This window comes from Mycolicibacterium sp. lyk4-40-TYG-92, assembly GCF_030209435.1.
In the GTDB taxonomy this organism is placed as follows: domain Bacteria; phylum Actinomycetota; class Actinomycetes; order Mycobacteriales; family Mycobacteriaceae; genus Mycobacterium.
This window is the reverse complement of record NZ_JARVRX010000001.1, coordinates 205580-230093: the sequence shown is the minus strand read 5'-3', so window position 1 is coordinate 230093 and position 24514 is coordinate 205580. Positions and strand designations below refer to the sequence as shown.

At 67.1% G+C, this 24514-nt stretch carries 25 protein-coding genes and 1 pseudogene; 9 read left to right on the top strand and 17 right to left on the bottom strand.

Going from position 1 to position 24514, the window contains the following annotated elements; genetic code table 11:
* The first annotated feature begins 77 nt into the window (after positions 1-77).
* Both QRN63_RS01145 and QRN63_RS01140 read left to right on the top strand, forming a co-directional pair.
* Positions 78-476, top strand: coding sequence for an STAS domain-containing protein (locus QRN63_RS01145; protein WP_285028888.1), 399 nt, complete (start codon positions 78-80; stop codon positions 474-476).
* Between the two features lie 33 nt (positions 477-509).
* Complete coding sequence (locus QRN63_RS01140; RefSeq protein ID WP_267320512.1) at positions 510-941, top strand: ATP-binding protein; 432 nt, start codon at positions 510-512, stop codon at positions 939-941.
* Here the strand turns inward: QRN63_RS01140 and QRN63_RS01135 are convergent.
* The 5 genes from QRN63_RS01135 to QRN63_RS01115 form a co-directional block, all read right to left on the bottom strand.
* Positions 938-1273, bottom strand: a complete 336-nt coding sequence (locus tag QRN63_RS01135; RefSeq protein WP_267320511.1) for an STAS domain-containing protein — start codon at positions 1271-1273, stop codon at positions 938-940. The two genes, QRN63_RS01140 and QRN63_RS01135, sit on opposite strands and share 4 nt — an antisense overlap.
* Positions 1273-3738 (bottom strand): SpoIIE family protein phosphatase, encoded by a 2466-nt coding sequence (locus QRN63_RS01130; RefSeq protein ID WP_285029665.1) that lies wholly within the window; start codon positions 3736-3738, stop codon positions 1273-1275. Before QRN63_RS01130 ends, QRN63_RS01135 begins: the two co-directional genes overlap by 1 nt.
* Before the next feature lie 237 nt (positions 3739-3975).
* Entirely contained in the window at positions 3976-5499 is a 1524-nt protein-coding gene (locus tag QRN63_RS01125) for a DUF4153 domain-containing protein (RefSeq protein ID WP_285028887.1), read from the bottom strand.
* Complete coding sequence (locus QRN63_RS01120) at positions 5496-6518, bottom strand: HAMP domain-containing sensor histidine kinase (protein ID WP_285028886.1); 1023 nt, start codon at positions 6516-6518, stop codon at positions 5496-5498. The genes QRN63_RS01125 and QRN63_RS01120 overlap by 4 nt, the downstream gene beginning before the upstream one ends.
* Positions 6515-7180: a response regulator transcription factor gene (locus QRN63_RS01115; protein ID WP_285028885.1), complete on the bottom strand. Its 666-nt coding sequence runs from the start codon at positions 7178-7180 to the stop codon at positions 6515-6517. Before QRN63_RS01115 ends, QRN63_RS01120 begins: the two co-directional genes overlap by 4 nt.
* A 152-nt stretch (positions 7181-7332) precedes the next feature.
* On the opposite strand from QRN63_RS01115, the gene QRN63_RS01110 reads away from it, so the two are divergent.
* Together QRN63_RS01110 and QRN63_RS01105 are read left to right on the top strand one after the other, a co-directional pair.
* The gene (locus QRN63_RS01110; RefSeq protein WP_285028884.1) at positions 7333-7599 is read left to right on the top strand and encodes a type II toxin-antitoxin system Phd/YefM family antitoxin; all 267 of its coding nucleotides are present in this window, start codon (positions 7333-7335) and stop codon (positions 7597-7599) included.
* Between the two features lie 10 nt (positions 7600-7609).
* A complete protein-coding gene (locus QRN63_RS01105; protein ID WP_285028883.1) occupies positions 7610-8023 on the top strand; it encodes a type II toxin-antitoxin system VapC family toxin in 414 nt (137 codons plus the stop codon).
* Positions 8024-8032: 9 nt separating this feature from the next.
* Here the strand turns inward: QRN63_RS01105 and QRN63_RS01100 are convergent.
* A pseudogene (locus tag QRN63_RS01100) lies at positions 8033-8116 on the bottom strand (TetR family transcriptional regulator); the annotation flags it as partial.
* 183 nt (positions 8117-8299) lie between these two features.
* Between QRN63_RS01100 and QRN63_RS01095 the strand changes: the two are divergent.
* Positions 8300-9562: a CaiB/BaiF CoA transferase family protein gene (locus tag QRN63_RS01095; RefSeq protein WP_285028882.1), complete on the top strand. Its 1263-nt coding sequence runs from the start codon at positions 8300-8302 to the stop codon at positions 9560-9562.
* A 136-nt stretch (positions 9563-9698) separates the two neighbouring features.
* Here the strand turns inward: QRN63_RS01095 and ipdF are convergent, their stop codons facing one another.
* Positions 9699-10487, bottom strand: coding sequence for a (5R,7aS)-5-hydroxy-7a-methyl-1-oxo-2,3,5,6,7,7a-hexahydro-1H-indene-carboxyl-CoA reductase (gene ipdF, locus QRN63_RS01090; RefSeq protein WP_285028881.1), 789 nt, complete (start codon positions 10485-10487; stop codon positions 9699-9701).
* Positions 10487-11635 carry an acyl-CoA dehydrogenase IpdE1 gene (gene ipdE1 / locus QRN63_RS01085; RefSeq protein WP_285028880.1) on the bottom strand — a complete coding sequence of 383 codons (1149 nt, stop codon included), beginning with the start codon at positions 11633-11635 and terminating at the stop codon, positions 10487-10489. Before ipdE1 ends, ipdF begins: the two co-directional genes overlap by 1 nt.
* A 48-nt stretch (positions 11636-11683) precedes the next feature.
* Between ipdE1 and QRN63_RS01080 the strand changes: the two genes are divergently transcribed.
* The 4 genes from QRN63_RS01080 to ipdE2 are packed head-to-tail and all read left to right on the top strand — an operon-like array spanning position 11684 to position 14977.
* A complete protein-coding gene (locus QRN63_RS01080; protein WP_267320353.1) occupies positions 11684-11887 on the top strand; it encodes a hypothetical protein in 204 nt (67 codons plus the stop codon).
* Between the two features lie 3 nt (positions 11888-11890).
* Positions 11891-13015 carry an acyl-CoA dehydrogenase family protein gene (locus QRN63_RS01075; RefSeq protein ID WP_267320202.1) on the top strand — a complete coding sequence of 375 codons (1125 nt, stop codon included), beginning with the start codon at positions 11891-11893 and terminating at the stop codon, positions 13013-13015.
* A gap of 14 nt (positions 13016-13029) precedes the next feature.
* Entirely contained in the window at positions 13030-14004 is a 975-nt protein-coding gene (locus tag QRN63_RS01070; RefSeq protein WP_285028879.1) for an acyl-CoA dehydrogenase family protein, read from the top strand.
* A 37-nt stretch (positions 14005-14041) separates the two neighbouring features.
* Complete coding sequence (gene ipdE2 / locus QRN63_RS01065) at positions 14042-14977, top strand: acyl-CoA dehydrogenase IpdE2 (RefSeq protein ID WP_285028878.1); 936 nt, start codon at positions 14042-14044, stop codon at positions 14975-14977.
* On the opposite strand, the gene hutI is transcribed toward ipdE2, so the two are convergent.
* Genes hutI through QRN63_RS01020 form a run of 9 tightly spaced genes read right to left on the bottom strand, consistent with a single transcriptional unit; the run spans position 14965 to position 24486 of the window.
* A complete protein-coding gene (gene hutI, locus QRN63_RS01060; RefSeq protein ID WP_267320205.1) occupies positions 14965-16131 on the bottom strand; it encodes an imidazolonepropionase in 1167 nt (388 codons plus the stop codon). The genes ipdE2 and hutI overlap by 13 nt on opposite strands.
* The gene (locus QRN63_RS01055; protein ID WP_285028877.1) at positions 16128-17474 is read right to left on the bottom strand and encodes a formimidoylglutamate deiminase; all 1347 of its coding nucleotides are present in this window, start codon (positions 17472-17474) and stop codon (positions 16128-16130) included. The genes hutI and QRN63_RS01055 overlap by 4 nt, the downstream gene beginning before the upstream one ends.
* Entirely contained in the window at positions 17471-18709 is a 1239-nt protein-coding gene (locus QRN63_RS01050; RefSeq protein WP_285028876.1) for an allantoate amidohydrolase, read from the bottom strand. Before QRN63_RS01050 ends, QRN63_RS01055 begins: the two co-directional genes overlap by 4 nt.
* A complete protein-coding gene (gene hutU / locus QRN63_RS01045) occupies positions 18706-20379 on the bottom strand; it encodes a urocanate hydratase (RefSeq protein WP_267320208.1) in 1674 nt (557 codons plus the stop codon). The genes QRN63_RS01050 and hutU overlap by 4 nt, the downstream gene beginning before the upstream one ends.
* Before the next feature lie 31 nt (positions 20380-20410).
* Positions 20411-21334 (bottom strand): ABC transporter substrate-binding protein, encoded by a 924-nt coding sequence (locus QRN63_RS01040; RefSeq protein WP_285028875.1) that lies wholly within the window; start codon positions 21332-21334, stop codon positions 20411-20413.
* Positions 21331-22092 (bottom strand): ABC transporter permease, encoded by a 762-nt coding sequence (locus tag QRN63_RS01035; RefSeq protein WP_285028874.1) that lies wholly within the window; start codon positions 22090-22092, stop codon positions 21331-21333. The genes QRN63_RS01040 and QRN63_RS01035 overlap by 4 nt, the downstream gene beginning before the upstream one ends.
* A complete protein-coding gene (locus QRN63_RS01030; protein ID WP_267320211.1) occupies positions 22065-22709 on the bottom strand; it encodes an ABC transporter permease in 645 nt (214 codons plus the stop codon). The genes QRN63_RS01035 and QRN63_RS01030 overlap by 28 nt, the downstream gene beginning before the upstream one ends.
* Positions 22706-23809, bottom strand: a complete 1104-nt coding sequence (locus QRN63_RS01025; protein WP_267320212.1) for an ABC transporter ATP-binding protein — start codon at positions 23807-23809, stop codon at positions 22706-22708. The genes QRN63_RS01030 and QRN63_RS01025 overlap by 4 nt, the downstream gene beginning before the upstream one ends.
* Positions 23806-24486 carry an IclR family transcriptional regulator gene (locus tag QRN63_RS01020; protein ID WP_267320213.1) on the bottom strand — a complete coding sequence of 227 codons (681 nt, stop codon included), beginning with the start codon at positions 24484-24486 and terminating at the stop codon, positions 23806-23808. The genes QRN63_RS01025 and QRN63_RS01020 overlap by 4 nt, the downstream gene beginning before the upstream one ends.
* Between the last annotated feature and the right edge of the window lie 28 nt (positions 24487-24514).

Below are 24514 nucleotides of genomic sequence, written 5' to 3'. Positions count from 1 at the left end.
TCGAAGACACGACCCGGCCGGTCGCCGCTATCATCTTGTCCGCCACCACTCAAGGCGTTGACCCCTCGGGAGGAGAGATGACCGGTCCATCGAGTCCACTGGGTGACAACAACCCGGGCGATCTGGCGCCGCCGGCGTGCACCATCGGGCACCATCGCATCGGGCAGGTCACCGTGGTGGCGGTGACGGGAACCGTCGACATGCTCACCGCACCGCAGCTTGCCGCCGCGATCCGCGCCGCGGCCGGGGACAACAACCCCGCCGCCATCGTGATCGATCTGACCGAAGTGGAATTCCTGGCCTCCGCCGGGATGGGGGTGCTGGCGGCCGCCAAGGACGAACTGACGCCCGATGTCAGGTTCGTGCTGGTCGCCGATGGACCCGCCACCAGTCGCCCCTTGCAACTCGTCGGGATTTCCGAGATCGTCGAGCTTTTCGCGACCCTCGATCAAGCCCTTGCCGCCGTTGCCACATAAAGCGCCGCGCCAGTGGGTACTCACCAGGTCGACATGATCGATGCACAGGAGCCGGCCACCAGTTTCACCAAGGCCAACATCAGCGCGGACCCGGTGAGTGCCGCGCTGCTCCGCGACGAATTCGCAGCCTGGCTGGGGCACACGTTCACGCTGGACCCGGGCAAGAGCAACGACGTCATCCTGGCGGTCTACGAGGCCATGGCCAACGCGGCCGACTGCGCATACACCGAGGCTCCCACCGCGGGAGCCATGCACATTCACGCCGACTACAACCGCCCCCAGGCCACGCTCACCGTGGAGGTGAGTGACGACGGTGCCTGGCGGGCCCCCGATCCGCAACTGCGCGGCGTGGCCCACGGGCGCGGCATTCCCCTGATTCACGCGCTCACCGACCGCGCCGAGATCACTGCCACCCCCACCGGAACCCGGGTGCGCCTGCAATGGCGCATCGAGGCCCCGGGTTAGTCGGGCCCGGACTCCGTCGACAACGACGCGGCCTCGATGGAGACCAGTTCGGTGAGGCCACTGACCCGAAAGACGCCCATCAGATGCGGATGAGCGACGATGTCGATGCGGCCGGCTCGGCTGAACAACGCGGAAATCGCGGTGCTGTCCAAGTACTTCACAGCGCTGAGGTCGACGGTCAAATTGTCTCCGCTGCCACCACACTCGGCGATCGCGGCGGTAAGGCCTTCGCTGAACGCCTCGACATTGCTCATGTCTATTTCGCCGGCCACAACCAGGACGAAGGTCCCGTCATCGCGATACGCGCTGTCCAGGGTGAGCGGCGTGGCCATCAGATGATCCTCACAGATAGGTGGACCGCCGTTCCGGCGGTGTTGCGAGTGATGACGAGGTCATCCATGAGCTCTCGCATGAGTCCGATGCCCCGACCGCGATCGGAGCCGTCCTCGGCCGGCACGGACTGCCATGACCCACTGTCGGTGACCGCGAGCTGAACCTGATCGGCCAATGCCGTCGCGGTCAGTCGGATCGTGCCGTCAGAACTGTGGCGATACCCGTGCTCGATGCCGTTGGCGATGGCCTCCCCGGCAGCAACCAGCACGTTCATGGCCTGCTGGGGGTTCACCCCCGCTCGGGAGAGCCAGTCGCGCAACGTTGTGCGAGCGTGAGCCAGCTGATCGGCATCGGCCGGGAACTCCATTTCCAGAGCGGCCGGCTGGCGATAGAGCAGGAGAACGACGTCATCCTGATAGCCGTCGGACGGCGCGAGGTTGGACATCACGTGATCGGCCAAATCATTCAGCGGGAACGTCTTGGCATCGCGAATGAGGTCGGCAGCAGATGAAATCCCCTGCTCCAGAGGATGATTGCGACGTTCGACCAGCCCGTCGGTGTACAGCGCCAGAGTCGCCCGCGCAGGCAGGGTGACCGTCGCTTCGGGACGAGGCCAATCGTGGCGGAGCCCCAGCGCGATGGTGTGACCGCCATCGAGTGTTCGGCGCTCGCCATCAGCCTGGATCAGGATGGGCGGCGGATGCCCGGCGCTGGAGTAGACCAGCTCGCCGGTGTCCGGGTTGAGCACCGCACACACCGCTGTCGTGCATTGGGCACCCGGCAGTCGAGACGCGAAACGGTCCAGTCCCGCCAGTGCGACAGCGGGGCTGGGATTCTCGAAGAGCAGCGCGCGGCACGCACTGCGGATCTGCCCCATCACGGTGGCAGCGGCCAGACCGTGGCCGACGCAGTCGCCGACCACCATGGCGATGCGTCCGTCATCGAGCCTGACGACGTCATACCAGTCACCGCCCACCTGCAGAGGGCGGCTGGCAGCTTGATAGCGGACTGCGAAACCACCCGGTAGGTCAGCGGGTCCGAGAATCGCGTGTTGCAGCGCCAACGCGGTTTCGCGCTGCTGATCGACCCGATGTACGCGCTGCAAACCTTGGCCGAGGCGGCCCGCGAGCACCGTCAACAGGGTCTGGTCCTCGAGGGTGAAGGGTCGTTGCTCTCCGAGCTCGATCCAGACGACAAGCACCCCGTCGGGGTGCTGCAGCGCGATGCCCGCCGAACCCGGCAGCGCAGCGTTGGGCGTCAAGAAGTCTCCGTCGCGCAGTGACACGAGAAGCCGCCGGGTCTCGGTCGGCAGGTCAGACCACCTGGCGGAGTCGCCGGCCGCAACGATGTGCGGGTCACCGTATGCGGTCCCCGCGGACGAACTGTACGTCGGGAAAGTCACGGCCAGGACCTGATGTGCCCGCCACAGCCGGCGCAGTTCCTCCGCCGCGGCGATCAACGCTCCGTCGACAGTGTCCGCTTGTGCCAGCTCCTGGTTCAGCGCGTGTTCACGGCCCGCGGCCAGCGCCAGCGCGATGGCGGCGTGCCGGGCAAAGTCATTGACCAGATCCAGGTATGCCTCGTCGAACGCCGCCTGCTGTGGTCGACGTGCCACCGCGATCACGCCGAGCACCGCGTCATCGGCGATCAGCGGCATGACGATCGCCGACCGCTCACCGACATCGGTGAACCCCTCGATCGGATACTGGAATGAATCGGTGATCAGCGGCAGACCGCGCCGCGCGACACTGCCGGTGGTGGAGCCGTCCATCGGAACCTGCCGGCCGATCACCTCCGACGAGTAACGCCCCGCGGTAGCCGCCACGACAAGGGTGTCGGCGCCACTCGAGGTGAGCTCGGGTTCGTCTGGAACCAACAGGATCGCCTGCTCGGCATCAGCCAGCTCGAGCGCGCGGTTCACGATGAGTTGCAGCGGTCTGGTCTGTGGATTTCCGGACAGCAGCGCGGCGATTATCTCGCGGCTGGCTTTCATCCATTTGGCGGATTCACGTTCCCGCTCGAAAAGCCTGGCGTTGTCGATAGCGGCCGCCGCTGCCATCGCCAATGCACGCACCGCCGCCTCCTGGGAAGACGCGAAGGCGCGATCAGGCCGGTCGTCGATCAGGTAGAGGCTGCCGAAGTCACTGCCGCGGACCGTAATCGGCAGCCCCAACAGGGCGCGCAAGGGAGGTTCGTGTGCCGGCAGCCGCGCAGCCAGCGGGTGAGCTTGCAGATCATCGATGCGCAGGCCCTCGCCTACAGGTAGGTCAGCCAGCTCACGCATCGTGTCCGCGTCGATTCCCGCACCGACGAACACGCCGAGGCTGCCATCGGCTGCCCGGGTGCCGAGCGCCCCGTACTTCGCCTCGGCGAGTTCCAAGGCCGCACCGACGATGCGCCGCAATGTCATATCCAAGTCGAGGTCAGAGCCGACGTCCACGATGAGCCGGACCAGTTGCTCCATGCGGTCCCGGGCGGCCACCAGTTCGTCGAGCTCTGCGTGGACGCGGCCCACAAGCTCGCGCCAACCTTCTCCGCTGAACGCCGCTTTGTCCTCACCGACCACGGCTACCAAGCTATCGGGCGCGCGTCGACGGCATGCCACTTCGGCCGGTCGGCGGGCCTGGGCACAGTCAACTCGGCCTGGTCGGTCATGTGCCGCGCGGTCGACGGCCGCGATTCCCTCACGTTCGGCGAACCACTAGTCGCGATACGTCCAGTACTGCCGGCAGTGTTCGGGCAGTTCGGTTCCCACCGGCCTGTCCGCGTTCGACCGGGACAGGTTGAACAGGTACCAGGGGTCGTCATGCGAGTGGTCCGATCGCACGCAGGCGCGGAGATGCTCGGGCAACCGGTGCAGCGCTGGGTCGATGTCCGACGACAGGCGGGACAGGTACTCGGCATCGAGCTGGCCGGTCTGCTCGAAGCGGTCGATGTTGCGATCAGCGACGAGGCGCTCGGGGTTGAGGGCCGCCAAGCCCAGCAGAGCGACCACACCGGCGGCCAGCACCGTGTGCGGCAGCCAGCGCCCCGACATTCGCACCCCCGCCACCGCGACGAGCAGGAATACCGCGCCCAACCAGAGTTCGATGGTGATCACCATCAACCGGTCGGTGCTGAATCCGTACGCCTGCTGATACAGCCACATCCGGTGGATCGCCGAAATAACCACGACAACCGAAGTGGCGCAAAGGATTCCAGCCAGGATTCGAAGCGCCCGGCGGTCACCGGCAGTTACACGCCCCGCCACCCGGATCACCCCGCTCAGCACCAATAGGGTCAGCGCCGACACCCACAACAACTGCCAGAAGCCCTGCCGGGCGTACTCGGCGTAGGTGAGCCCCTCGGTTTCCAGCACGTGGGTGTGGCCGCCGAACAGCACCGCGGCCTGCACCGCCACAAACGCGATGAACAGCGCGTCGAGCACCCCTAGCGGCACCGCCCACTCCCAGCGCGGCACGGGCTTCATCGGCTTGGGCGCAAGGACATCCAGCCGTGGCGCGAACCGGGTCAGGTACGCACCGCCGAGAACGAACGCGGCCACCATACCGAAGACCACGATGCGGGCGACGACATCGACACCGGCGAAACGTGGCATCAGCTTGCCCACCAGATGGGCGAAGGCCGCGTCCGCCGAGGCGAACAACGCACCGAAAACCAAAGTCAGTGCCACGGTGAGACCGACGACGACGGCAACGCGAACCGGGTTGGCAATGCCCACCCGACCCGAGAATCCGCGGCGTGCCCAACCGAGTACCCGTGCCGGCAGCGCCCACGCCAGGAACGGCGCAGTCAGGACCGCGGTCCAGGTGCGCCCGCCGAACAGCGTGCACCACCCGACGATCCAGGCAGCCATGATGCACAGCACGCCCAGCCAGTCGGCAGCCAGTAGGCCGGGCACCGCAAGCAGCGCCAACGTCAGCGCCATACCGGCCCATTCCGTACGCGTCGGCCGGCGTTCGGCAGTGCCGAACACGACAGCGAAGACCATTACCCCAACTACCAGGTAGCCGATACTCAGCGCCGACGGCCGCCACAGGGCGGTGCCGAGCAGACCGGCCAGCACCGCGAGGAGCACGACCCGGTGTGGCGCTGCGGCCAGTGGGCTGATCGGCCACACCCGCCGCGGCAGCATCGTCCAGCCGGGCTCACCGCGCCGCGGCAGTGCCGGCCCGATCAGCGGCGCGACCATCGGCTGCCCTGGAATACCCATCAGCATCGTCATGCAGACCGCTCCTCTGATTCCGGAATGCTCACTCTGAAGCGGCATCCCACCTTCGCCTCCACCACGTCGATCACACCGCCGTGCAACTCAACTGCCCAGCGGGCGATCGCCAGACCCAGACCGGTACCGCCGTCCGAGGTGGCACCGCGCGTGAACCGTTCGAAGACGCGCTCGCGCTCGGCCGGCGCGATACCCGGCCCTTGATCGGCGACCTCGAGCCGCAAGCCCGACGCGTCGCGCGTCGCCCGCACCGTCACACTGCCGCCAGGCGGGCTGTGCCGAATTGCGTTGTCCACCAGGTTGACCACAACCTGCCGCAACCGCGCCGGATCGGCGAGCAACGTCAGGCCGGGCGGTGACACCTCGACCACCACTGCCACGTCACCGGCTGATGCCGAGACGTGCTCGACGGCATCGCGCAGAAACGCGTCGACGTCGAATCTGTTGACCCGCAGAGGAATTACGCCGCCTTCGAGGCGGGACAGGTCCAGCAGATCGGTGACCAGCTCGCCCAGACGCTCGGTCTGGGACAGCGCCAACCGCATCGTCTGCGCGTCGGGCTCGACCACACCGTCCACCACGTTCTCCAGTACCGCCTGCAATGCGGTGATGGGCGTACGCAATTCATGAGAGACGTTGCCGATCAGGCCGCGGCGGTACTCGTCGGCAGCGCCGAGGTCAGTCGCCATCTGATTGAATGCCGTTGCCAGCTGACCGACTTCATCACGCGACGTGGCACGAACCCGAATACTGTAGTCGCCCTTGGCCATAGCGCGGGCTGCGGTAGTCATCTGCCGCAGCGGGGAGGTCATCCCGTGCGCCATGAACTGGGTGAACAGCAGCGAGGTCAGCAGCGCAGACAGCAGGGCGTACCGGAACTGCCAACTCGCACCGATCCAGAAGGTGAACGAAGCCAACAGGATTGCTCCGCCCACCAGTAGCCCCATCTTGATCTTGAAGGAGGCGAAGGGGTCAAGCGGCCTGGGCAAACGGTCCCACAGTTCACCGAAGGCACTCATCGCGGCACCTCGAGCGCGTAGCCGACCCCGTGCACGGTTCGGATGAGCTCCGCACCGAGCTTGCGCCGCAACGCCTTGACGTGACTGTCGACCGTGCGGGTCTCGGCGCCCGACCCCCAGCCCCAGACGTGCTCCAGCAGCGTCTCGCGGGCCACCGCGGCCCGCGGTCGTCCGGCGAGGAAGGCCAGCAGATCGAATTCTGTTCGGGTGAGATGGATTTCGATGTCGCCCTGGTGCACGCGACGCTCATTGAGATCGACGCGGTAGTCCCCCACCGACACCGGTTGGTCCGCGGTCGCGCGCTCCACTCTCCGCAACAACACCCGCACTCGCGCAACCAACTCGCGCATGCTGAACGGCTTGGTCAGATAGTCGTCGGCACCGATCCCCAGACCGATCAGCATGTCGGTCTCGTCGGTACGCGCCGTCAACATGAGCACCGGCACCGGACGTTCCGCCTGGATGCGCCGGCACACCTCCAGCCCGTCGAAGCCGGGCAGCATGACGTCGAGCACCACCAGGTCGGGTTGCGACGCGGCGGCTACGGCCACCGCCGAAGGCCCGTCGACAGCCGTCTCCACCTGGAACGATTCAGCTCGCAGCCGCGTCGCCACCGAGGACAGGATGGTCGGCTCGTCGTCGACGACCAGGATTCGCTTCACGCTTTCCGACTGTAAGCGCGGTTTGTGGGGCTTACCGGCAGCGATCGTGAAGAAACTGTGGAGACTTGAGACCGCGAACAGAACCCCCGCCTCCAGGGAGACCAGTACATCTTTACGTTGCAGGTAGAACATTAAAGTTCTACATTTGGCACATGACTGAGGTTTCGATTCGCACGCTCAATCAGCAGACCTCGCGAGTGTTGGCACGCGTCAAACACGGAGAAGAAATCGACCTCACCGAACGGGGTAAGGTGATCGCCCGCATCGTTCCACTTCATCCCAATCCACTGGCCGCGCTGGTCAGCGCTGGGCGCGCGCAACCCGCCACCCTCCACGGCCCAGCACCTCGCCCTTCCCGCAGCCGCTCTGGAAATTCGGTCAGCGCCGCTCTGGAACGCCTTCGAGACGAGGAAAGGTAAGCGATCGCCGATGATCTATCTGGACACATCGGCGTTGGTGAAGCTCATCTGCGAGGAGACCGAATCAGCGGCGTTGGCTGACTGGCTCGATGGGCGCCCCGACATCTCTTGGGCCACATCCGTATTGGCCGAGGTAGAACTCACCAGGGCTGTGCTGGCCAGTTCCCCGGACGACCTACCGGCCATTCCAGCACTGGTGGCTCGGCTGATCCGGCTGGAGATAGACGCGGCGGTGCGCGCAACCGCCGCGGCCTATCCTGACCCCAACCTGCGATCATTGGATGCCATCCACTTGGCCTCCGCGCACATCGTCGGCTCGTACGCGCAGTTGACCGCACTGGTCACATACGACAAACGCATGATGGCGGCGGCAACCTCCGTGGCCATGCCCGTCATCGCACCTGGTGCGCTCGACGCTGATTAGCGGGCAGCCACCACGCTCAGCGAACATCGCCGCGGCGAGCTCCAGAAGCTCGTCGCGCCTGCTCGCGGGTTGGCCGGGCGATTCGGGCGCCATCGTCACACCATGGCAACCAAGCGCTTGCTAGGGTAGGTCGGGCCGGTGTTGACTTGGCCACTACGTACACAAAGATCGCGTGCTCACCTGGGTCGCGCACGTTGAGGCGATCGCGGCCCTGAGGGCGGGCGAGGTCACGTGCGCGGTTGTCGACCGCGACCGATAGATGGGGCACGATGTGAAATGGATGAGTATCAGGAGATCATGAGCACGACACAGCTTGCCCTGGAGGGCATCCGGGTCATCGACATGACCCGCGTCTTCGCCGGCCCGATCAGCGCGCAGATACTGGGCGACCTCGGCGCTGACGTCATCAAGGTGGAGCGACCGGGCAGCGGTGACGAAGGGCGCGGTTACGGTCTTGCCTCGGTCGAGGGCAAGGATGGCAAGGACCTTCGCCAGTCCGGCTTCTTCACCGCGTCGAACCGCAACAAGCGGTCGATCACGGTCAACCACTCCAAGCCGGAGGGGCAGGACATCCTGCGTGCCCTGGTCAAGACCGCGGACATCCTGATCGAGAATTACAAGGTCGGCGACCTCAAGCGGTTCGGGCTGGACTACGAGAGCCTGAAGGCGATCAATCCCCGCCTCATCTATTGCTCGATCACCGGCTTTGGCCAGACCGGTCCGATGGCGGCGCGCGCGGGCTACGACGGGTTGTTCCAGGCGAGCGGCGGCATGATGGCCGTGACCGGAATCCCAGAAGGCCAGCCCGGCGCGGGCCCGGTGAAGGCCGGTCCCAGCCTGGTCGATTTCGTGACCGGCCACAACAGCGCCATCGCGATCCTCGCCGCGCTGAACCATCGCAACAACACGGGCGAGGGCCAGCACATTGACATGGCGCTGCTTGACAGTTCCGTGGCGATGATCTGCCACATCATGCAGGACTATCTCATCAACGGCGTCCAGGCGGAGCGGCTGGGCAATGGCGGCAACGGCGGCGGCCCCGCTGACCTCATCCATGCGAGCGACGGCATGACGTACATAACGGCCGGCAGCGACGCCCACTGGCGGCGCATGTCGGAGTTGATGGGCCAGCCCGAGCTCTACGACGACCCGCGCTTCGACACCAACGCCAAGCGGGCCAAGATCAATCGCGCGGAGTTGATCGACATCATCAACGTGTGGAGCCGGCAGTTCACGACGGCGGAGCTTCAGGCGAAGTTCGACAGCGTGGGCATCCCGGCCGCGCGCTATAACGATCTGGCGGAGGTCTGGGATGATCCGCAGGTGCAGCATCGGGGCCTGCGCGCCACGACTCCGCACATGTGGGCCGCCGCCGGATCGGTCGACCTGATCGGCAGCCCGCTGGCGGGCATGGGTGCGACGCCTGCGACGATCCGCCGCCCGCCGCCGCTGATCGGCGAGCACAGCGCAGAGATACTGGGCGAACTGGGCTATGACGCGGCGCAGATCGCGAGCTTGCAGGAGCAGGAGATCATCTGATCGAGAGGGTCCGCCACCAGGTCATGCTCGCGAGATCGCGATCCAGCCACACATGAAAATGCCCGCCTATTTGCGACAAACTTGTCGCAAATAGGCGGGCAAGTGCATATATCCGAACCTCGCGGCCGGATGAAAACTACGCCCGCTGGCTCGACACCGAAATGATCTCACCGGTCAGGTAACTGGAGTAGTCACTGGCCAAATACGCGATGGTGGTGGCGATTTCCCACGGCTCGGCGGCACGGCCGAATGCCTCGTCGGAGGACAGCCTGTCCAGCAGCGCGGCATCGGCCGACTTCTCCAGGAACTTGTGCCGCGCGATGCTCGGGGACACCGCGTTGATCCGCACCCCGTACTCGACGGCTTCGATTGCGCTGCAACGGGTCAGGGCCATCACCCCGGCCTTGGCGGCGGCGTAGTGCGACTGCGAGTGCTGGGCGCGCCAGCCCAGGACGCTCGCGTTGTTGACGATCACACCGCCGTGCTCGACTCCGCGGAAGTAGCGCAGCGCCGCGCGGGTCGCGCGCATCACGGAGTTGAGCGTGACGTTGAGGACGCGGTCCCATTCGTCGTCGGTCATGTCGACCAGCGGGGTTTCCCCGCCGAGACCGGCGTTGTTGACCAGGACGTCCAGCCGGCCCATCTTCTCGACGGCCGCGGCGATCAGGGCGTCGACGGCCTCGGTCGAGGTCACATCGCAGACGACGGCCTCGACCTTGCCCAGGCCGAGTGCGGCCAGCTGATCGCGGGTCTCGCCCAGGCGACGCTCGTGGTAGTCGGACACCACGACGTCGGCGCCTTCCAACAGCGCCCGACGGGCGGTGGACGAGCCGATGCCGGTGCCGGCGGCTGCCGTCACGAGGACGACCTTGCCCTTCAGCAGGCCGTGGCCTTCAACCTCGGTGGGTGCAACTGAAAGATCCATCAGCCCTTGGCCTCTCGGGGTAGGCCGAGCACCCGCTCGGCGATGATGTTGCGCTGAATTTCGTTGGAGCCGCCGTAGATGGTGTCCGAACGGGAGAACAGGAACAGGCGCTGCCACTCGTCGAACTCGCCACCGGGCAGCGTCAGCCCGGCCATGCCCTGAATCTCCATGGCGATCTCGCCGAGTTCACGATGCCAGTTGGCCCACAACAGCTTTGACACGTTGTCCTGGCCAGGCTGCTCGACGTCCATGGTCGCCATGGCGTACGACCGCATGGCCTGCAGGCCGGTCCAGGACTCGGTCAGCTTGTGCCGGATCAGCGGATCCTCGATGGCGCCGGTGCGCTTGGCCACGTCAATCAGGCCTTCGAGCTCACGCTTGTAACGGATCTGCTGGCCGAGCGTCGAAACGCCGCGCTCGAACGTCAGCGTCGCCATCGCCACGCCCCAGCCCTGCCCGGGCTCACCGACCACCAGCGACGCGTCGGTACGGGCGTCGTCGAAGAACACCTCGTTGAACTCGGAGTCACCGGTCAGCTGAACGATCGGACGGATCTCGACGCCCGGCTGGTCCAGTGGCACCAACAGATACGACAGGCCGTGGTGGCGCTTGGAGCCCTTCTCGGAGCGGGCCACCACGAAGCACCACTGCGCCCAGTGCGCCAGTGAGGTCCACACCTTCTGGCCGTTGATCACCCATTCGTCGCCGACCAGTTCAGCCGACGTCGAGACGTTGGCCAGGTCGCTACCGGCGCCGGGCTCGGAGTAACCCTGGGCCCACAGCTCGGTGACGTTGAGGATGTTCGGCAGGAAGCGCTTCTTCTGCTCTTCAGTGCCGTACGCGATGAGCGTCGGCCCGAGCAGTTCCTCACCGAGGTGGTTGACCTTGTCCGGGGCGTCCGCCTTGGCGTACTCCTCATAGAAGGCGACGCGGTGCGCGACGGACAGGCCGCGGCCACCATGCTCCTCCGGCCAGCCCAGGCAGGTCAGCCCCGCCGCAGCCAGATGCTGGTTCCACGCACGTCGTTCTTCATAAGCCTCGTGCTCACGACCGGGGCCACCCAGGCCCTTGAGAGCTGCGAATTCACCGACGAGATTGTCTGCGAGCCATTGCCGAACCTCAGCCCGGAACGTCTGGACCTCTATCACCCTTGTAGGCTAACCTACCAAGCACTTGCTTTGTTAGAGGGAGTTCCGATGAGTGGGTCCGACGGCACCCAGCAGCCCGGTCGGCAGACCCCACCGCAGACCTACACCGAGGAACATCTGGCTAACTTCAAGACGCCGCGTTCGGTGGCGTTCCTCGAGACGCTGCCGCGCAACCCTGGAGGCAAGGTCGTGAAGCCCCTGCTCAGGGCGAGCGAAGCGACGGGAAATACACACGGAGAGACGAGTCGGTAACGCATGGATCTGACATTCGACGACGAGACCGAGGAATTCCGGGCCGAGGTCCGCGACTTCCTGGCGGCCAACCGGGACAAGTTCCCCACCAAGTCCTACGACACTCTCGAGGGCTTTGAGCAGCACCGCGTCTGGGACAAGGTGCTTTTCGACGCCGGCCTGTCGGTCATCGCGTGGCCCAAGGAATACGGCGGCCGCGACGCCACCATGCTGCAGTGGGTGGTGTACGAGGAGGAGTACTTCAAGGCCGGCGCCCCCGGCCGGGCCTCGGCCAACGGCACGGCAATGCTGGCGCCGACGCTGTTCGCGCACGGCACCAAGGAGCAGCTGCAGCGCGTGCTGCCGAAAATGGCCTCCGGCGAAGAGATCTGGGCCCAGGCCTGGTCCGAGCCCGAGTCCGGCAGCGACCTGGCGTCGCTGCGCTCGACCGCGACCAAGGTCGACGGCGGCTGGAAGCTCAACGGCCAGAAGATCTGGAGTTCGCGCGCCCCGTTCGGCGAGCGCGGCTTCGGCCTGTTCCGCTCCGACCCCGAAGCCGTGCGGCACAAGGGTCTGACGTACTTCATGTTCGACCTGAAGGCCGAGGGCATCACCGTCCGGCCCATCGCCCAGCTGGGTGGTGAGACCGGCTTCGGTGAGATCTTCCTCGACGACGTGTTCGTCCCCGACGAGGACGTCATCGGCCAGGTGCATGGCGGCTGGACCGCCGCCATGAGCACGTCGAGCAACGAACGCGGCATGTCGCTGCGCAGCCCGGCCCGTTTCGTCGCCCCGGCCGAACGTCTTGTCGCGCAATGGAAGGTCGACCAGAACCCGGCCTACGCCGAGCGCGTCGCGGACGCCTGGATCAAGGCCCAGGCCTACCGCCTGCACACCTTCGGCACCGTGACGCGGCTGGCCAACGGCGGCGAACTGGGCGCCGAGTCCTCGGTGACCAAGGTGTTCTGGTCCGACCTCGACGTCGCACTGCACCAGACCGCACTGGACCTGCGCGGCGCCGACGCCGAGCTGTACGACAATTGGACCGAAGGATTGCTGTTCGCCCTGGGCGGCCCGATCTATGCCGGTACCAACGAAATTCAGCGCAACATCATCGCCGAGCGCCTGCTGGGCCTGCCCCGCAAATAAGAGGGATTGTTCACGTGTTCTTTGAATTGGACGAATCGCAGCGCGACTTCGCTGCGAGCATCGACGCCGCGCTGGGCGCGGCAGACGTGCCCGCCGCCGTTCGGGCGTGGGGCGGGGTCGAGAAGGCGGCCGACGCCGCCCCCGGCCGCAAGGTCTGGTCGACCCTGGCCGACCTCGGCGTCACCGCACTGAACGTGCCGGAGGAGTTCGACGGCATCGGCGCGCATCCGGTGGATCTGGTTGTCGCCCTGGAGCGACTCGGCTACTGGGCCGTGCCCGGTCCGGTCACCGAGTCGATCGCGGTGGCCCCGGTGCTGCTGGCATCAGAAGCCGGAGCCAAGCGGTCCGCAGAATTGGCCTCCGGTGAGCTCATCGCCACCGTGGCCATGCCGCCGCTGGCCCCGCGGGCGGTCGACGCCGACACCGCCGGGTTGATCCTGCTGGCCTCAGCTGGTCAGGTGCAGGACGCCGTCGCCGGCCAGGAGCACCAGTCCGTCGACCCGGCCCGGCACCTGTTCGACGTCACCGCCACCGGTGAAGCCCAATCAGCCGACACCGCAAAGGCTTTCGAGTTCGGTGCGCTGGCGACCGCGGCGCAGCTGGTGGGCGCCGGCCAGGCGATGCTCGACATGGCAGTCGCGTACGCCAAGCAGCGCACCCAGTTCGGCACCGTGATCGGTTCGTACCAGGCCATCAAGCACAAGCTGGCCGACGTGCACATCGCCGTCGAGCTGGCCCGCCCGCTGGTCTACGGCGCGGCCCTGGCCCTGGCCGACGGGTCGTCCATGCTGGCCCGCGACGTCAGCGCCGCCAAGGTAGCCGCCAACGAGGCTGCGCTGCTGGCCGCGCGGTCGTCGCTGCAGACGCACGGTGCCATCGGTTTCACGCAGGAGCACGACCTGTCCCTGTTGCTGCTGCGCACGCAGGCGCTGCGCTCGGCGTGGGGCGACTCGACGTGGCACCGGACCCGCGTGCTGGCAGGCTTGTGATGAGCGCTTGCGCGAAGAATCGAGGAGTGAGCGAGCGATGAGCGAAGAACGGGAGATGCTGCGCGCCACCGTCGCAGCGCTGGTGGAGAAGCACGCGGGGCCTGAGGCCGTGCGCGCCGCCATCGAGACCGAGAAGGGCTACGACGAGAAGCTCTGGCAGATGTTGTGCGAGCAGGTCGGCGCCGCGGCGCTGGTCGTGCCCGAGGAGCTCGGCGGCGCCGGGGGCGAATTGGGCGACGCCGCCGTCGTTCTCGAGGAGCTGGCCAAGAACCTGGTCCCGACGCCGCTGCTCGGCACCACGCTCGCCGAACTGGCTCTGCTCGCCGTCGGCGACGAAGAGCCACTGGAAGGACTGGCCGAGGGAACGTCCATCGGCACCGTTGTTTTCGACGCCGGTTACGTCATCAACGGCGACGTCGCCGACCTGGTGATCGCGGCGCAGGACGGCCAGCTGACCCGCTGGACCGACAACACCGTCACGCCGGCCACCGCGATGGACCCGACCCGTCGGCTCGCCGCGGTGTCCCCCGGCAGCACCACTGCCTTGGGCACCGACCCGGGCCTCGCGGGCACCGCCGCCATCCTGATGGCCGTCGAGCAGGTCGCCGCCGCGAGCCGCTGCCTGGACCTGACCGTGGCCTACTCCAAGGACCGCGTGCAGTTCGGCCGCCCGATCGGCAGCTTCCAGGCGCTCAAGCACCGCATGTCGGACCTGTACGTCAAGGTCTCGGCGGCCCGCGCGATCGTCAACGACGCCATCGCCGACCCCACGCCCACGAATGCGTCGCTGGCCCGCTACCTGGCCACCGAGGCGTTCAATGCCGTTGCCGGCGAGGCGATTCAGATGCACGGCGGCATCGCGATCACGTGGGAAAGCGACATCCAGTTCTACTTCAAGCGGGCGCACGGCAGTGCGCAGCTGCTGGGGTCCTCGCGGGAGCACCTGCGGCGGCTGGAAGCTCAGATCCTCTGACCCGAGTGCACCACATCGCGGATCAGCGGCACCCCTGGCCGGTACGCGAGATGGATGTACGACGGCGCGTCCAGACACAGGAAGTCGGCGCGCTTGCCGCGCGCCAGCGTTCCGACATCTTCGCGGCGTAGCGCTGCCGCGCCGCCGGCGGTCGCCGCCCACAACGCCTCGGCGGGTGTGAAGTTCATGTCGCGGACCGCCACTGCGATGCAGAACGGCATGCTGGTGGTGAAGGAACTTCCCGGGTTGCAGTCGGTGGCGATGGCGACGGTCACTCCGGCGTCGATCATCCTGCGGGCGTCCGGCCACGGTGCGCGCGTGGAGAATTCGGCTCCGGGCAGCAACGTGGCGACCGTACTGCCGGACGCCAGCGCCTCGATGTCCGCGTCGGTGGCGTACGTGCAGTGATCGACCGAAGCCGCCCCCAGTTCTACCGCGAGTTGAATGCCCCCGCTGGGACCGAGCTGGCCGGCGTGCATGCGCGGTTGCAGTCCGGCCCCGATGCCCGCGGTGAGGATGGCGCGGGATTCGTCGACGTCGAAAGCTCCCCTGTCGCAGAACACGTCGATCCAGCGTGCCAGCGGCGCGCAGGCATCCAGCATCGGCCCGGTGACGAGGTCGATGTATCCGGCACGATCGTCGCGATATTCGGCGGGGACGACGTGGGCGCCGAGAAATGTTGTCTCGCCGGTGTATTCGCGGGCAACGAGCAGAGAACGCGCCTCGTTCTGGATGTCGAGGCCGTATCCGCTCTTGCATTCGAACGTCGTCACCCCCGCGGCGGCCAGTTCACCGGCGAGGCGGCCTACGCCCCCGGACAGCGTGGCATCATCGGCCGCGCGGGTCGCCGCCACCGTCGTCGCGATACCGCCCGCCGCGTAGGGCTGTCCGCTCATCCGGGCGGCGAACTCCGCCGACCGTTCGCCCGCGAAGACCAGGTGAGCGTGGCTGTCGACGAACCCTGGCACGACGCTGACCCCGCCGCAGTCGACACGACGGTCGGCGGCGGGCGCATCGCGACGCCGGCCGACCCACTCGACAGTGTCACCCGAGACGAGCACCGCGCCGTCGGCGATCACACCGAGAGCGCTGCCGTCACCCTGTTCGGGGTCGTTGGTGACGAGCTCGGCGATGCCGGAGTACAGGACGGTCATGAGTCCCCCAAGAGATCTGTGATCGCCGCGTGCAACTCGGCGGCCACATCGACGCGGACGTGTCTACGGTCGGCGACCACCAGCTGGCCGTCGATCACCACATCGGTGACATCAGCGGCGGAGGCGGCGAACACGATGGTCTCCACGGTGGCCCCGCCACCGGCTGTGCGTACCGAATTCAGGTCCACCGCAACCAGATCGGCGCGCGCACCGACCTGCAGCACGCCCGCGTCGGTCCAGCCGATCGCGTGGTGACCGTCGGTGGTCGCGGCGCGCAACAAGGTCGGCGCGCCGATGATGCCGCGCTCCTGCCGGGCCAACCGTTCATCGAGCTCGACGGCACGAGCCTCCTCGAACATGTCGATCACGGCGTGGCTGTCGGAGCCCAGGCTGAACGGCCCCGGCATGTCGAGCAGGGCGGGTGCCGGCCCGATTCCGTCGCCCAGGTCCCGTTCGGTGGTGGGGCAGAAGCAGACACCGGTGGCCGAGGCACTCAGGTCCGTGATGTCGCCGGGTGTCAGGTGGGTGGCATGGACGGCGGTGGTCCGCGGGCCCAGCACACCGGCGTCCCGCAACACCGCGGTGGGGGTGCGCCCGTGCACGGCCTGGCACTGCTCGATCTCGGCCCGCTGCTCCGACGAGTGCACATGCAACGGCGCCGAGTGCGCGGATGCCCACCCGACCACATCGGGCATCTGGTCGACCGGGACGCCGCGCACCGAGTGCAGCGCCGCGGCAACGAGAACCCCCGAGCTGGCATGGGTTTGGGCACGTAGCGTTTCAACCCGGTCTGCCCAGCCCGCCCCACTGCCGTCGCCGAACCGCTGCTGGGGCCCGTCCTGCAAGGCAGTGCCATCCGGCGCGGAACTGAGATAGCAGGTATCGAGCAGGGTGAGCCGTGGCCCGGCCTCGGCCGCGGCCTCGATCAGCGCGTGCCCCATCGCGTTCGGGTCGGCATAGCGCCGGCCGCCGGTGTCGTGGTGCAGGTAGTGGAACTCTCCGACGGAGGTGATTCCAGCCAGCGCCATTTCGGCGTACACGGCGCGGGCCAACGCACGGTAGCGATCGGGATCCAGCCGGTCGGCCACTCGATACATGAGGTCACGCCACGTCCAGAACGATCCTTGGTCGCGCTGCGTGCGGCCGCGCAGCGCACGGTGGAAGGCATGCGAATGGGCGTTGGCCATACCGGGTATCACCAAGCCGTACAACCGTTTCGACGCACCCGAAGCCGGCGCGCCGACGTTGATCGACGTGATCCGCCCGTCGTCCACGGTGATCAGCACACCCGGCTGCACCGTGTCACCCAGCCAGGCGTGCTCACACCACCAGGTGACCGTCACGGCGAAACCCACTCGGCCATCACATCGGCGAGAGCGACGGCACCGCGATTGCAGTCGGCGGGCTCCGCGTACTCGACGGGCGAGTGCGACACCCCCGTCGGGTTGCGCACGAACAACATCGCCGTCGGCACCTGGGCCGCAAGGATTCCGGCGTCGTGGCCGGCCGCCGTGGGCAGCACCGGGATGTCCCCCAGGTTGTGCAGGGCCTTCGTCAGCCGCGCGCGCGGACCTTCGGGGAATTCGACAATCGGCGTGATCGATTCGGCGATCACGTCCAGAATGACCGACTCGCGGTCGGCATGCCGGCGCGCCTCCGCCGAGATGGCCTCGACCAGCGCGCCGAGGGTGGCCTCGTCCGCGGCCCGGGCGTCCAACCACGCGCGGATCTGCGACGGTATCGCGTTGGCCCCGTTGGGGGCCACGATCACCTTGCCGAAAGTCGCCACGGCATTGTGCGCGGCGGCCTGCGCCCGCGCGGTGTGCACCGACGACGCGAAGGCCAGCATCGGGTCACGACGATCGACCAGACGGGTGGCACCGGCATGGTTGGCCTCACCGTCGAACGTGAACTCCCAGCGGCCATGCGGCCAGATCGACGATGCCACCGCGATGGGGGCGTCGACCAGATCCAGCGCCCGGCCCTGCTCCACGTGCAACTCGACGAACACGCCGACCCGCTCTGCCAGCCGTGGATCGGGGCCGAGGTGCCCGGGATCACGGCCCGCCCGAATCAGCGCCTCCGCCAAGGTGATTCCGTCGATGTCGCGGAGCCCGCGGGCCCGGTCGGCACTCAGCGCGCCGGTGGACAGCTGCGACCCGACGCAGGCCACCCCGAACCGTGCGCCTTCCTCATCCGAGAACGCCGCCACCCCCACCGGGATGGCGGGCACCACGCCGCGCTCCCGCACGATGTCGATCGCAGCGAAGGCCGAGACAATGCCCAGCGGCCCGTCGAATGCACCGCCGTCGGGCACCGAGTCCAGATGCGAGCCGGTCACGAACGCGTCGCGCGGGTCACCGGACCAGCCCGGCGGCAGCCACCAGGCCCACAGGTTGCCGTTACGGTCGACCTCGACATCCATGCCGCGCCGCTCGGCCTCGCCGGTGAACCACTCCCGCAGGGTCAGATCGGCGTCGGTCCACGCGAACCGGCGATAGCCGCCGTTGGCCGGGTTGCGGCCGACATCGAGGATGGTCGGCCACAACGTGTCGAACGACGTGTCAGACGATGTCACACGTTCTCCCACATGGGGATTCGCACGCCCCGTTCGCGTGCGACATCGGCAGCGTGCTCGTAGCCGGCATCCACGTGCCTGATGACGCCCATTCCCGGATCGTTGGTGAGCACCCGCTCGAGCTTCTGCGCGGCCAGTTCGGTGCCGTCGGCCACACACACCTGGCCGGCGTGGATCGAGCGCCCGATGCCCACGCCACCACCGTGATGGATGGAGACCCAGGACGCCCCGGAGGCGGTGTTGACCAAGGCATTCAGCAGCGGCCAGTCGGCGATGGCGTCGGAACCGTCGAGCATGGACTCGGTCTCGCGATACGGCGACGCGACCGACCCCGAGTCCAGGTGATCACGGCCGATGACCAGAGGCGCGGACAGTTCACCGGAGGCCACCATCTCGTTGAACCGCAGACCGGCCCGGTGCCGCTCGCCGTACCCGAGCCAGCAGATCCGGGCGGGCAGGCCCTCGAACGCCACCTTCTCACCGGCCATGGTGATCCAGCGCCGCAGATGGTCGTTGTCCGGGAACAACTCCAGGATCGCCCGGTCCGTGGCGGCGATATCCGCCGGGTCTCCGGACAGGGCCGCCCAGCGGAACGGCCCCAGCCCCTCCTCGAACTGCGGGCGGATGTACGCCGGGACGAAACCGGGGAAGGCGAAGGCACGGTCGTAGCCGGCCTTACGGGCCTCGTCGCGGATCGAATTGCCGTAGTCGAAGACCTCGGCGCCACGGTCCATGAAGCCGACCATGGCCGCGACGTGCTTGGCCATCGACAACTCGGCCTGCTCGGTGAAGTAGGCGGGATCTTTATCCGCCATCTTCTTCATGTCCTCGAAATCCACGCCCAGCGGCAGATAGGACAGCGGATCGTGGGCCGAGGTCTGGTCGGTGACGATATCGATCGGGGCTTCGCGTGCCAGGAGTTCGGGGAACACCGCCGCCGCGTTACCCACCAAGCCGATCGACAACGGCCGTTTGGCATCACGGGCTTCGATCGCCATCGCGAGGGCTTCGTCGATATCGGCGGCCTTGGTGTCCAGGTACCGATGAGCGATGCGCCGGTCGATCCGGCTCTCGTCGCAGTCGACGCAGATCGCGACGCCCTCGTTCATGGTGACCGCCAGTGGCTGCGCACCACCCATTCCGCCGACGCCGGCGGTCAGGGTGATGGTGCCGGCGAGGGTACCGCCGAATCGTTTGCGCGCCACGGCACCGAAGGTCTCGAAGGTGCCTTGCAGTATGCCCTGGGTGCCGATGTAGATCCATGAGCCGGCCGTCATCTGGCCGTACATCATCAATCCTTCGGCCTCCAGCTTGCGGAACTGTTCCCAGGTGGCCCAGTCGCCCACCAGGTTCGAATTCGCCAGCAGCACACGGGGAGACCAGACATTCGTCCGGAAGACGCCGACCGGCTTTCCGGACTGGATGAGCATGGTCTCGTCATCCGCCAGCGACCGCAGCGTGTGCACGATGGCGTCGAAGGCCTCCCAGTTGCGCGCCGCGCGGCCGGTGCCGCCGTAGACGACGAGGTCCTCGGGATGCTCGGCCACCTCGGGGTCGAGATTGTTCATCAGCATGCGCAGTGCGGCTTCCTGTTGCCAACCGCGACAGGAGATTTCGGTGCCGCGCGGGGCGCGGACGGGGCGTGGACCGGTGGTCACAGAATGGGTCATGAGAGAAGAGATCCTTTGCCGAATGAGTCGTTCACTGTCCGCTGATGCCGGCGCGGGCCAGCCATTTCTTGGCGATATCGGAGAGGTTGGCGCCGGTGGCGGCATCGGCGTTCATCGAGATCAGGTCGTCGGTGGTCAGTTTCGCCGAGACCGCGTCGAGGGTCTTGGTGACAGTGTCGTTCTGCTTGCCCGCCTTGATCAGCGGCACCACGTTCTCCGCTGCGAACAGGTTCTTGTTGTCCTCCAGGGCGACAAGATGATTCGACTTCAGGCCCGGGTCGGTGCTGAACAGGTCACCGGCCTGGATCTGGCCGTTGGTGAGGGCTGTCATCGTCAGCGTGCCGCCCGCGTCGAGGCTGACGAAGTCCTTGAAGTTGAGCCCGTACACGTCGCGCAGGCCGACGACGCCCTGTTGTCGGGTCTTCCATTCGGCCGGGCCGCCCAGCACCAGTTCTCCGGCAACCAGTGTCAGGTCGGAGATCGTCTTGAGCTTGTATTTGTCCGCCGTCGCCTGCGTGACCGCGAGGACGTCCTTGTCCTCGGCGGCCGACGGAGTCAGCATGGCGATCCCGGCGGGCAGCTTGCTCTTGAGTTCAGTGGTCACCGCATCCTTCGTCGCGGCGGTGGACTTGGGATCGAGATAGCTCAGCAGCGCTCCGGAGTATTCCGGCACCAGATCGATCGATCCGTCCTTCAGCGCCTGGAGATAGACCTCGCGGCTGCCGATGTTGAACTGTTCCTTGACGGGGATACCCTTGGCCTGCAACGCCTGTGAGTAGATGCTGGCGACGAGCTGGCTTTCGGTGAAGTCCGCGGATCCGATGATGATCTGCGAACCTGCGGACCCCTTGTCGCTCCCGCCTCCGGAGAGTGGGTCGCCTCCACCTCCACCGCACGCGCTGAGCGCGAGCACGGCGGTGGCGGCGACGATCGAGAGGATGCTGCGCTTCTTCATGGTGCTTTCTCCAATGTGACGGTGGTTAGTGAGGTTTCGACGGGTGAGGTGGATTTGCCGGCGGCCCGGCGCAGGCCGGGCGACACGATGAGCCGGCCGATCCAGGCGAAGGTGAATTCGAGCATGATCGCGAGCAGGGCGACGAGAATGGCTCCGCCGGCCATTTCACTGAAACTTGCCGTTGCCCGGCCGTCGAGGATGAACCTGCCGAGGCCCTGCAGACCGAGATACGCCGCGATGGTGGCCGTCGAAACGATCTGCAGTGTCGCGCTTCTGACACCGGACACCATCAGCGGTAGTGCACACGGCAGCTGCACGCGCAGCAGGATCTGGCTTCTGGTGAAGCCCATACCGCGGGCCGCGTCCACCGCATGCGGATCGGCGCTCTGGATGCCGGAATACGTGCCGGTGAGAATCGGCGGCACGGCCAGGAGCACCAGCACGACGATGGTGGGAAGAACGTACACCAGCTTGCCGGCCACCACCGGCGAGATGATCAGGAACAGCAGCACCAGCAGGCCAAGGGATGGCAAGGCGCGCAAGGCATTTGCGAACCCGGCGACCACCACCTCGCCACGGCCGGTGTAGCCGATCACGATACCGAGCGGGACGGCGATCGCCAAAGCGGCCAGCAGTGCGATGGCGGAGTACAGCAGGTGGTACCCGACCTGCATGGGGATGCCGCTCGAGCCGGACCAGTTGGCCGGGTCGGTCAACCAGCCGATGATGTTCATGACGTCACCGTCCGCGGCCGCCACGGGGTGAGCAGTTTGTTCAGCCACATGATCAGCCCGTCGAAGATGATCGCGAGCACGGCGCACAGCACCACGCCGGTGATCAGCGGAACATACAGCCGCAGCTGAAATCCTTGCGTGAACAGCGATCCGAGCTGCGGGATGCCCAGCAGGGCGGCCATCGTGACGATGCTGACGTTGGACACCACCGCGACGCGCAGCCCCGCGGCGATCACCGGCACCGCGACGGGAAGTTCTACCAGCAGCAGGCGCTGCCAACCGCGGTAGCCCATCGCCTCGGCGGCGGCAACGGTGTCGTGCGGTACCGAACCGAGGCCATCGGCGACGACGCGGACCAACAGCGCCAGGGTGTACAGCGTCAGTGCGACAACGATATTCACCGGATCGAGAATCTTGGTACCGAGAATCACCGGCAAGATGATGAACAGGGCCAGGGACGGGATGGTGTAGAGCAGGCCGGCGGTGCCCACGATGGCGGCGTAGCCGCGCCCCGAGCGGTGCGCCCACCAGCCGAGCGGCAGGGCCAGCAGCAACCCGAGAACCGTCGGCACCAGCGTCAGCCAGGTGTGGCTGACGGTCAGCGAGATGATGCGGTCGGCGTTCGACGAGATCCAGTTCATGCCGAGACCGTCGCTTCCTTCGCCCGCCGGATCGCGTCGATGACATCGTGGTCGGTCGCGGTGCCGAGCAGCACACCCGATTCATCAGTGACCACGCCTCGTCCGCTCGGGCTGGACAATGCGGCGTTGAGCAGGTCGCGCAGCGGGTCGCCGCGGCGTGCGGTGGTGCACAGGTTGATGTCGGTGTCGAGCACGGTATCGCCGGACAGTGTGGCGGTGTCGACCCAGCCGATCGGTGACCGGTGCGCGTCGACCGCGAGGACCCACCGGCTCGCGTCCGTCGGGATCGCCGAGATCGCCTGTCCCACAGTAACCGTCGGCTCCTGCTGCAACGGCAACCGGTCGTCGCCGGTGTGGAAGCCGAGCGCCCGGTAGCCGCGGGCCGACCCGACGAAGTCGGCGACGAACGCATCCTTGGGCGCGGCCAGCAGTTCGGCCGGCGTCGCCGCCTGCGCGAGGGTGCCGCCTTCGCGGAGCACCACGACCTGATCACCCAGCTTCAGTGCTTCGTCGATATCGTGGGTGACCATCACGATGGTTTTCGAGATATCGGCCTGCAGCCGCAGGAATTCGTCCTGCAATTGGCTGCGGACAATCGGGTCCACCGCGCTGAACGGCTCGTCCATCAGCAGGAACGGCGGATCGGTCGCCAACGCCCTAGCCACCCCTACCCGCTGTTGCTGCCCACCGGACAGCTGCCACGGATACCGGCGGGCGAACTTCGCGTCCAGCCCGACGCGCTCCAGCAGTTCCATTGCGGCCGAACGGGTTTCCTTCTTGCCGCCGCCGAGCAGCCGGGGTAGTGCGGCGACGTTGTCGACCACCGTGCGGTGTGGGAAGAGCCCGGCGTTCTGGATGACGTAGCCGATCTTGCGGCGCAACGCCACGCGGTCCAGGGACTGGGTGTCCACCCCGTCGAGTTCGATGGTGCCCGAAGAGGGTTCGATGAGCCGGTTGATCAACCGCATCGAGGTGGTCTTGCCACATCCCGACGGTCCGACCAGCGCGGTGATCTTCCCGCCGGGCGCGGTGAGGGTCAGCTTGTCGACGGCAACAGTGCCGTCGGGGTACACCTTGGAGACGGTGTCGAAAGTGATCATGAAAGTCTTTCCAGGGAGCCGTGTTTCGTGGGTCCGCTCAGTCGGGCGGAAACCTCCGCGGCGGCCGAGACCAGCATGTGGCCGTACCGTGCCGTTTCCGGCGCGGTGAGCCGATAGCTCGGGATGACGAGGCTGAGCGCCCCGACGATGCGAGCCTCCGAGCGCACGGGGCATGCGATCGCGGTGACATCGGTTTCCACACCGCGTTCCACCACGACATAGCCGTCGGCGGGGATGTCGCCGCGCAACGCATGCCCGGCGGCCGAGGTGTCCAGCGGGACGGTCCGGCCCACCCAGTTGGCGTGCCGAACCGAATGCGTGCCCTCGACGATGTTGAGGTAGAGCGCGGTCTGGCCGTGTCCCCGCACCGACAGGTACGCGGACTCACCGGTTTCGGCGACCAGCGCGTCCATGGTGGGTTTGGCCAGATCGATCAGGGACTCGCTGCTCAATGCTCGAGCACCGAGCTGGACCATCCGACCGCCCGGCCGGTAGATGCCGGACTCGTCTCTGCTGACGAAGCCGGTCGATTCCAGCGTCCGCAGCAGCCGCAATGCCGTGCTCGGGGCGAGTTCGCATTCGCGGGCGCTGTCGACGAGGTTCGTCGCGCCGGTCTCGCAGACCGTCGCGAGCAGTGCCAGTGCTCGTTCGACGGTTCGCGTGGACGCTTCGGCCACCGTGACCTCCTCTCCTCAACGCCGAAAT

What these genes read in the sequence shown, in the direction of transcription:
- QRN63_RS01110 (WP_285028884.1), top strand. Translation starts at nt 7,333, where the DNA reads ATGACTGAGGTTTCGATTCGCACGCTCAATCAGCAGACCTCGCGAGTG.
- hutI (WP_267320205.1), bottom strand. Translation starts at nt 16,131, where the DNA reads ATGACCGTCCTGTACTCCGGCATCGCCGAGCTCGTCACCAACGACCCC.
- ipdF (WP_285028881.1), bottom strand. Translation starts at nt 10,487, where the DNA reads ATGGATCTTTCAGTTGCACCCACCGAGGTTGAAGGCCACGGCCTGCTG.
- QRN63_RS01080 (WP_267320353.1), top strand. Translation starts at nt 11,684, where the DNA reads ATGAGTGGGTCCGACGGCACCCAGCAGCCCGGTCGGCAGACCCCACCG.
- QRN63_RS01095 (WP_285028882.1), top strand. Translation starts at nt 8,300, where the DNA reads ATGGATGAGTATCAGGAGATCATGAGCACGACACAGCTTGCCCTGGAG.
- QRN63_RS01105 (WP_285028883.1), top strand. Translation starts at nt 7,610, where the DNA reads ATGATCTATCTGGACACATCGGCGTTGGTGAAGCTCATCTGCGAGGAG.
- hutU (WP_267320208.1), bottom strand. Translation starts at nt 20,379, where the DNA reads ATGACCCATTCTGTGACCACCGGTCCACGCCCCGTCCGCGCCCCGCGC.
- QRN63_RS01040 (WP_285028875.1), bottom strand. Translation starts at nt 21,334, where the DNA reads ATGAAGAAGCGCAGCATCCTCTCGATCGTCGCCGCCACCGCCGTGCTC.
- QRN63_RS01140 (WP_267320512.1), top strand. Translation starts at nt 510, where the DNA reads ATGATCGATGCACAGGAGCCGGCCACCAGTTTCACCAAGGCCAACATC.
- QRN63_RS01125 (WP_285028887.1), bottom strand. Translation starts at nt 5,499, where the DNA reads ATGACGATGCTGATGGGTATTCCAGGGCAGCCGATGGTCGCGCCGCTG.
- QRN63_RS01135 (WP_267320511.1), bottom strand. Translation starts at nt 1,273, where the DNA reads ATGGCCACGCCGCTCACCCTGGACAGCGCGTATCGCGATGACGGGACC.
- QRN63_RS01030 (WP_267320211.1), bottom strand. Translation starts at nt 22,709, where the DNA reads ATGAACTGGATCTCGTCGAACGCCGACCGCATCATCTCGCTGACCGTC.
- QRN63_RS01025 (WP_267320212.1), bottom strand. Translation starts at nt 23,809, where the DNA reads ATGATCACTTTCGACACCGTCTCCAAGGTGTACCCCGACGGCACTGTT.
- ipdE2 (WP_285028878.1), top strand. Translation starts at nt 14,042, where the DNA reads ATGAGCGAAGAACGGGAGATGCTGCGCGCCACCGTCGCAGCGCTGGTG.
- QRN63_RS01120 (WP_285028886.1), bottom strand. Translation starts at nt 6,518, where the DNA reads ATGAGTGCCTTCGGTGAACTGTGGGACCGTTTGCCCAGGCCGCTTGAC.
- QRN63_RS01130 (WP_285029665.1), bottom strand. Translation starts at nt 3,738, where the DNA reads ATGGAGCAACTGGTCCGGCTCATCGTGGACGTCGGCTCTGACCTCGAC.
- QRN63_RS01075 (WP_267320202.1), top strand. Translation starts at nt 11,891, where the DNA reads ATGGATCTGACATTCGACGACGAGACCGAGGAATTCCGGGCCGAGGTC.
- QRN63_RS01145 (WP_285028888.1), top strand. Translation starts at nt 78, where the DNA reads ATGACCGGTCCATCGAGTCCACTGGGTGACAACAACCCGGGCGATCTG.